The following is a 7603-nucleotide window of genomic DNA, read 5'->3' as shown; positions in this document are numbered from 1 at the left end:
GCACGCGCATCCCTGCCGCCACGCCCGCCGTGGTGCCGAGCAGGCTGTCTTCCACAACCACCGCGGTCTCCGGCATCTGGCCCATCTGTTCGGCGGCATGCAGGAAGAGGTCCGGGTAGGGCTTGCCCCGCGCCACCATGGAGGCCGAGAAGATACGGCCGTCGAAGTAGTCCTTCAGGCCGGTGAGGCCGAGGGTCAGATCCATCTTGCCGAGACTGCCGGAGGAGGCGACGCAGATCGGCATGCCGCCATCCTGGATCGTCTCGATGGCCCGGGCGACGCCGGGGATGGGCTTCAGGTCGCGGCGAAAGGCGGCATCGCGCGCGGTCTCGAAGTCCGCTTTCCAGGTTTCCGGCAGCGGCTCGCCGCGCCACTCCTCCAGCGTATCGATGACCCGCTGCAGGGTGCCGCCGACGAAGCGGGCCCGGCATTCCTCATAGGTGATGGAAATGCCGACGCCCTTGACGGCCTCGACCAGGGTGCGGTTGGCGATCTCTTCGCTGTCGACGAGCACGCCGTCGCAGTCGAAGATGACAAGGGAAGGGATCATGGGCCGGAGTATAACAGGCGCAGGGCCGCCATGCGGCCTTTTTCGCGGCAGTGCAGCAAAAAAGCGGATACCCTGGCGATTCGGATAACGCGATGCTGGGGGCGGTGGTGTTGGATGCGAAGGGCTGGTGGCTGGTGGCGCTGCTCTGCCTGACCCAGGTTCTGGGCATGCTCAGCAACGCGACCTTCCCGGCGCTGATCCCGGTCTTTCAGCCGCTCTGGGGCCTGAGCAACACCGAGGCCGGCTGGGTCAGCGGGGTCTACTACGCCGGCTACACGGCGGCGGTGCCGGTGCTGGTGACCCTGACCGACAGCGCGGACGCCCGCCGCATCTATCTCTACTCCTGCCTCCTGGGTGGTCTCGCGGCGCTCGGTTTCGCTTTCTTCGCGAGCGGCTTCTGGAGCGCCATGGTCTTCCGCTTCTTCGGCGGGATCAGCCTGGCGGGCACCTACATGGTGGGCCTGAAGCTGCTGTCGGACCGCCTGCCCGAGGAGAGCCGCTCCCGCTCCGTTGCCGTCTACACCGCCCACTTCGGGATCGGCGCGTCGATTTCGGTGCTGGCGGCGGGGGAGGTGGAAGCGCTGGCCGGCTGGTCCTGGGCCTTCGGCATCTCGGCCATGGGCTCCTTCGCCGCCCTGCTGCTGATTGTCCTCTTCGTACGGCCTCTGGCGCGGGCGCCGGGCGAGACCCTTAAGACGGCAGTGTTCGATTTCCGCCCGGTGTTCCGCAACCGCCCGGCGCTGGGCTACACCCTGGGCTATGCCGCCCATATCTGGGAGCTCTTCGGCTTCCGCGCCTGGCTGGTGGCCTTCCTGGTTTTCGTCTTTGCCCACCAACCGGCCCTGGCGGCCAGCGACTGGAGCCCGACCCAGGTGGCCACCGTGCTGCTGCTGCTCGGGTTGCCGGCCTCGATCCTCGGCAACGAGATCGCAACGGCGCTGGGGCGGCGCGGGGTGGTGTCGCTGATCATGCTCGGCTCCGGCGGGATCGCGCTGGTGCTTGGCTTCATTGCCGGCGCGCCGCTGTGGCTGCTGACCACGGTGCTGCTGGTCTATGGCATCCTGATCATGGCGGATTCCGGGGCGCTCACGGCGGGCGCGGTGATCGCGGCCACACCGGAGCGGCGGGGCGCCACCATGGCGCTCCACGCCCTGCTCGGTTTCGGCGCCGGCTTCCTCTCGCCGCTGGCCTTCGGCGTGGTGCTGGATCTCGCCGGCGGCGCCGGGCAGGGCTTCGCCTGGGGTCTGGCCTTCGCCCTGCTGGGCCTCGGTGTTCTGACCGGCCCGCTGATCCTGGCAGCCCTGGTGCCGGCCAAGGCAGCGATGCAGAGGTCGCGCTGACACTGATCAAGCCGCAATAGGCTTGCACATTCTTGCCGCTTGCGGTCCCGTAGCTGCTCTGCCTGATTTCTTCCGATAGGTGACCATGCAAACATGCGATTTTCTGATCGTTGGGGCCGGTATTGCCGGCGCCTCGGCGGGCTATGAACTGGCGGACCACGGCCATGTCGTCGTGCTGGAGCGCGAGGAGGCGCCGGGCTACCACACCACCGGCCGCTCAGCGGCCCAGTTTCTGGAAACCTACGGCAACGCCGCGATCCGCCGGCTGACCCGGGCCAGCCGGCGGTTCTACGAGGCGCCGCCGGGGGGTTTTGCCGAACATCCGCTGCTCTCGCCGCGGCCCTCGATCTTTCTGGCCCGCGAAGACCAGCTCGACGTCCTCGCGGAGTTCGAAGCAGGCGAAGAGGCGGACACGATTGATCGGCTCAATGCAGCGGAGGTCGCTATGCAGGTGCCGGTCCTGCGCCCCGGCTATGCGGCCGCCGGCATTGTCGAGCAGGGTGCCTGCGACATCGATGTGCATGCCCTGCACCAGGGTTATCTGAAGGGCCTGCGCCAGCGCGGCGGTGCGGTGGTGACCCGGGCCGAGGTCTCGGCCCTCGCGCGGCGGGACGGCCTCTGGCAGGTGGAGACCCGCGCCGGGGCCTTCGCGGCGCCGGTTCTGGTCAATGCCGCCGGCGCCTGGGCGGACACGCTCGGAGAGATCGCCGGCGCCGCGCCCATCGGGTTGGTGCCCAAGCGCCGCACGGTGATCACCTTCGACGGGCCGGAGGGCGTGGACTGCCGGGCCTGGCCGCTGGTCGCCGACATCGAGGAGCAGTTCTATTTCAAACCGGAGTCCGGGCGGCTCCTCGCCTCGCCCGCCGACGAAACGCCGATGCCGCCCTGCGACGTGCAGCCCGAGGAGCTGGACGTCGCCATCGTCGTCGACCGCATCGAAAGCGCCACCACCCTGAAGGTGCGGCGGATCGAGCACAAGTGGGCCGGGCTGCGCAGCTTCGTCGCCGACAAGTCGCTGGTCATCGGCTTCGACGAGGCGCTGGAGGATTTCTTCTGGCTGGCCGGCCAGGGCGGCTACGGCATTCAGACCGCGCCGGCGGCCGGCCGGACCGCGGCATCCCTGATCACCGAAGGCCGCCTGCCGGAAGACGTTGCCGCACTGGGCGTTTCGTCCGATGAGCTGGCACCATCCCGGCTGCAGCGGAGCACGGTGGAGGTCTGATCTCTGCCGGTCCGATCTGTCAGATCTGTTTGGCCAGGCGGAACTCGGGATAGGCCAGGGTGCCGAGTTCCACCTTGTCGATGCCGAGCGCCTCTTCGGCCTGGCTGAGGCGCAGGCCGACGGTCGCCTTGAGCAGGAGCCAGGCAAGGCTGCTCGCGGTGATCACGAAGGCGGCGACGGTGCCGATACCCAGGAGCTGAATGGGGAGGCTGGCCGCTGGGTTGGTGAAGGCCACCGCCAGGGTTCCCCAGGTGCCGGCGACCAGATGCACCGGGATGGCGCCGACCACGTCGTCGATCTTCCAACGGTCCAGCAGCGGCGTGACCAGCACGACGAGGGAGCCGCCCACCGCGCCGATCAGGATCGCCTGGCCGACCTCCGGCGTGTTGGGCCCGGCGGTGATGCTGACCAGTCCGCCCAGCGCGCCGTTCAGGGCGATGGTCAGGTCGATCCGCTTGCTGATGAGCTGGGTCAGAATGACCGCCGCCAGCAATCCGCCGGCCGAAGACATGGTGGTGTTCACATAGATATTGGAAACCACGATGGCATCGGCCGCCGAACCCAGGGCGTGGTGGGAGCCGCCGTTGAAGCCGAGCCAGCCGAGCCAGAGGATGAAGGTGCCTAGGGTGGCCAGCGGCAGGGAGGAGGCGGGAATGCGCTGGGCCTTGCCGTCGACGCCGTACTTGCCGCGCCGGGCGCCGAGCAGGATGGCGCCGGTGAGCGCCGACCAGCCGCCGACGGAGTGGACCACGGTTCCGCCGGCGAAGTCGGCGAAGCCCAGCTCGGCGAGGAAGCCGCCGCCCCAGATCCAGGCACCTTGGATGGGGTACATGACCGCCGTCAGGAAGCAGACGAAGGCGAAGAAGGGCCAGAGCTTGATGCGCTCGGCCAGGGTCCCGGAGACGATGGAGGCGGCTGTGGCGACGAAAACCATCTGGAAGAACCAGTCCGAGGAGGCGGAATAGCCGGCGGAGAAATCGCCCGCCAGCGCCGCCGAGTCGTCCGCACGCCAGGGGCCGAGGGAGCCGATGAAACCGCCGTCGACGCCGTCGAACATCAGGTTGTAGCCGGTGAGGTAGAAGGACAGCCCGGCGATGGCGAAGAGGGTGATGTTCTTCAAGAGGATCGTGGTCACGCTCTTGGTGCGCACCAGGCCCGATTCCAGCGAGGCGAAGCCGGCCGCCATCCACAGCACGAGAAAGCCGTGAACCAGCAGCGAGAAGGTGTTGAAGACGAAGCTCGTCTCGGCTGAGACCGCGGCCTCGGCGGATGCCGGGAGCGCAACGGCGATGAGGGTCGCGCATGGGGTGACCAAAGCGAGTCTCCGGGCCCGGCTGCGGAGGTCCTTCAGCAAGTGCGTCATCTCTGTGGTCCCTTCTCGGCGGCGGCTCCCGGGGTTCAGCCCTGCCCCGGGCAGAAGACGTAGCCGGCCCCGCGCACCGTCTTGATCACCTGCGGCTTGCCCGGGTCCTGCTCGACCTTGCGGCGGATGCGGGCGATGCGGATGTCGATGGAGCGGTCGAAGGGTTCCCAGCCGCCGTTGTGCGCCAGCTCCAGAAGCTGGCCGCGGCTGAGCACGCGGTTGGGGCGTTCGGCGAAGGTCTTCAAGAGGTCGAACTCCATCGCCTTCAGCGAGATCTCCCTGCCGTCCTCGTCGTAGAGCTTGTGGGAGTCGAGATCGAGGCGGCATTGCCCGAAGGCGACGACCTTGTGCGGCGCGTCCTCCGGCGCACATCCGGATCCGTTCGACTCGGCGGGCGCCGTGCGGCGGCGCAGAACCGCCCGGACGCGGGCCAGCAGTTCGCGCAGGTCGACGGGCTTGGCGATGTAGTCGTCGGCGCCCATCTCCAGGCCGACGATGCGGTCCACGGCGGCGCCCAGCGTCGTCACCATGATGATCGCGACCTCGGTGTGCTCGCGCAGGAAGCGCGCCAGGGAGAGGCCGTCCTCGCCGGGCATGGTGATGTCGAGAATGGCAACATCGATCGCCACCTCCTGCTCGACCAGTCGGCGCAGGTCCGCCGCGCCGTCAAGGGCCGTGACCTCGAAGCCTTGGCTGGAGAGGTATTGCTGCAGCGTCCGCTGCACGTCCTTCTCGTCGTCCACCACGACGATGTGTTGCTGTTCGCTCATGGCCAGTCTCGCTCTTCTTCCGCTTCGGTCTCTAGAGCATCCTGCGGCGCATCAGGAGCTCCACCAGCTCGCGCAGGTCCTCCGGGGTGAGGGGCTTGGCCAGATAGGGCCGCTCCGATGCGTCGAGGAAGTCTTTCACCCAGGGGCTCAGGGTATCCCCGGTGATGAAGGCCAGGCCGTCGATCAGTTCCGGACGCAAGTTGCCGAGGTTGCGGTAGAAGCTGGGCCCGTCCATGCCGGGCATGCGTACGTCGCTCAGGATGATGTCGTAGTGCTGGTGCTTCAGCAGGCCCAGGGCCATGCCGCCGGAGCCGGCCAGCTCGACGCTGTGGCCGTCGTGTTCCAGAACATCGGCGATGATCCGGCCCACGTCATGCTCGTCATCGATCACCAGCACCCGGCAGTGCGTCGTATCCTTGCGCCCGAACGGTATCTCTTCCGCCGGCTGCTCTTCCTCCTTCGCGCAGGGCAGGCGGATGACGATAGCGGCGCCGCCGCCAGGCGCAGCCTCCGCCAGAATGCGCCCGCCATGCGCTTCGACGATGCGATGACAGAGGGCGAGACCCATGCCGGTGCCCATGCCGATGTCCTTGGTGGTGTAGAGCGGCTCGAAGATCCGGCTCCTGATGTCCGCCGGGATCCCGGGCCCGTTGTCCCGGACCGTAATCGCTACCTCCTCTCGGTACCTGTTATGAGACGAGGCGATCTGCAGTTCGCGCCGACCTTCGATCCCCTGCAGGGCATGGTGCGCATTGACGATCAAATTGATCAGCACCTGGCGCATCTGGTCCGCGTCGGCCATCACCGGGGGCAGGGCTCTGTCCAGGTTCAGGGAGACCTCGATGTTTGAGGTCCGGAGCGAATAGACGGTCACTTCCAGGGCCCCGTCGACGATGGCGTGCAGGTCCAGCGGTGCCATCTCCGTGGGCTCCTGGCGCGCCATGGCCAGGAAGGTCTTGACGATCCGCGCGCAGCGGTCGGCGGCCTTGCCGATCATCTCGGCGCGCTCGGCGGTTTCCTCGTCGGGGGCGGCTTCCTGAAGCATCAGCGCCTGGCCGACCAGGACCGACAGCGGGTTGTTGAGCTCGTGGGAGACGCCGGCCAGCAGCTCGCCCATGGCGCTCAGCTTCTCGCTCTGGTGCAGGATTTCGCGCTGGCGCGCCAGCTTCGACTCCGCCTCGCGGTGTTCGGTCAGGTCGACCAGGTTGGAGATGATGGCTTCCTGGCCCTGATATTCGATCATCCGTGAGGACAGCACGCAGGGAAACTCTTCGCCGTCGGCGCGCCGATAGCGCACCTCCAGCCCGTCGACCGCCCCGCTCGCCCGCAGGCGCTCGAGATAGGCGTCGCGGTCGGAGGCCACGACCCAGCGGTCGATCACCGTCTCACCGTCGCGCAAGGCGCCGTGGCCGAGCAGCGCGCGGGCGGCCGGGCTTTCGTAGAGGATCTTGCCGTCCGCCGCGCGGTTCAGGGTGATGGGGATGGGGCAGGACTCCAGCACATGGCGCACCAGGTCGCTGTCCTCGGGGCGTCTTTCCGCCGCGCTTTCACGCTTTCTGATCTCGAGCAGACAGCCGACCAGCATGGTCTCCTGGCCGCCGTCGCTTTCCACCAGACGCAGCTCTTCCTGGAACCAGCGGTAAGCGCCGCCGCTGATGCGCAGCCGATAGGCATGGATCAGGGACCCGCGCTGCTGCAGAGCCTTGAGGCTCAGCCGATAGCCGGGAAGGTCATCAGGATGGATCTGGCGGGAGAGGTAGCCGGCGTCCTCCAGCACCGCCGAGGTCTTGTGGCCGGTGATGGCCTCGACGTTGGAGGTGACGAAACGGACCCGGTTCGCGCCACCCAGCTCGGCCATGTAGAAGACGGCGGAGGACTGTGAGGCAGCGAACTCCAGCAAGGCATGCTGGAGGTGAAACGACGGCGCGCTGCTCTGCGTGTTCCTCACCGCTTCGACTCCGTCCCACCTGCGCCTGCTCTGCGCCGCTTGATCTCCCGACGGTCCGGCAACAGCAGAGCGGCCATCGGTGGCGGAACCCCCGGCGGCCTCCGGCGCGGGGATTGGAACGGCAAGCGCCTCTTCGGAACCCGGCCCTTCAAAAGGGTAGGCGACCGCGGCCCTGCCACAGAGTGACTGGTGTCTCATCGAAAGATTGCCACTGCCCGTTACGGAATGGTCGGACGAAGGGTCCGTCTTGGTGTGGGTCGAGGCGAAACGCGGTACGACCGGGGACGGGACCTCACTCAACCATCGTCACAGTACTCTAGGCAGGCCGTGTTTCCCGCCAATGTCGCAAGCCCGGGCAGTTGGTTTCATTTGTATCGCAACGATCGGGCTGACAGAAACATTGGCGGCTT

Annotated in this window: 6 protein-coding genes; 2 read left to right on the top strand and 4 right to left on the bottom strand. The window is 67.7% G+C overall.

Annotated elements, in window-relative coordinates:
- A partial coding sequence (locus Q0996_RS06400) for an HAD family phosphatase (protein ID WP_299616974.1) occupies positions 1-550 on the bottom strand: 550 nt, incomplete at its 3' end.
- Between the two features lie 92 nt (positions 551-642).
- Between Q0996_RS06400 and Q0996_RS06395 the strand changes: the two genes are divergently transcribed.
- Together Q0996_RS06395 and Q0996_RS06390 are read left to right on the top strand one after the other, a co-directional pair.
- On the top strand, positions 643-1890 hold the full coding sequence (locus Q0996_RS06395; RefSeq protein ID WP_299616973.1) for a nitrate/nitrite transporter: 1248 nt from the start codon (positions 643-645) through the stop codon (positions 1888-1890).
- Between the two features lie 85 nt (positions 1891-1975).
- Positions 1976-3112, top strand: a complete 1137-nt coding sequence (locus Q0996_RS06390; protein WP_299616972.1) for an FAD-binding oxidoreductase — start codon at positions 1976-1978, stop codon at positions 3110-3112.
- Between the two features lie 19 nt (positions 3113-3131).
- Here Q0996_RS06390 and Q0996_RS06385 read toward each other — a convergent pair whose 3' ends face one another.
- Genes Q0996_RS06385 through Q0996_RS06375 form a run of 3 tightly spaced genes read right to left on the bottom strand, consistent with a single transcriptional unit; the run spans position 3132 to position 7193 of the window.
- Positions 3132-4475, bottom strand: a complete 1344-nt coding sequence (locus Q0996_RS06385) for an ammonium transporter (protein ID WP_299616971.1) — start codon at positions 4473-4475, stop codon at positions 3132-3134.
- 35 nt (positions 4476-4510) lie between these two features.
- Positions 4511-5245 (bottom strand): response regulator, encoded by a 735-nt coding sequence (locus Q0996_RS06380; RefSeq protein ID WP_299616970.1) that lies wholly within the window; start codon positions 5243-5245, stop codon positions 4511-4513.
- Between the two features lie 31 nt (positions 5246-5276).
- Entirely contained in the window at positions 5277-7193 is a 1917-nt protein-coding gene (locus tag Q0996_RS06375; RefSeq protein ID WP_299616969.1) for an ATP-binding protein, read from the bottom strand.
- Between the last annotated feature and the right edge of the window lie 410 nt (positions 7194-7603).

The organism is Pelagibius sp. (assembly GCF_028289705.1).
Taxonomy (GTDB): Bacteria; Pseudomonadota; Alphaproteobacteria; order Kiloniellales; family Kiloniellaceae; genus Pelagibius.
Note: the sequence above shows the minus strand (reverse complement) of the source record. Positions and strands in the feature narration are given on the sequence as shown.

Excerpts from the sequence above, each read along its gene's own strand:
- Q0996_RS06385 (WP_299616971.1), bottom strand. The coding sequence starts at position 4,475 with ATGACGCACTTGCTGAAGGACCTCCGCAGCCGGGCCCGGAGACTCGCT.
- Q0996_RS06380 (WP_299616970.1), bottom strand. The coding sequence starts at position 5,245 with ATGAGCGAACAGCAACACATCGTCGTGGTGGACGACGAGAAGGACGTG.
- Q0996_RS06395 (WP_299616973.1), top strand. The coding sequence starts at position 643 with ATGCTGGGGGCGGTGGTGTTGGATGCGAAGGGCTGGTGGCTGGTGGCG.
- Q0996_RS06390 (WP_299616972.1), top strand. The coding sequence starts at position 1,976 with ATGCAAACATGCGATTTTCTGATCGTTGGGGCCGGTATTGCCGGCGCC.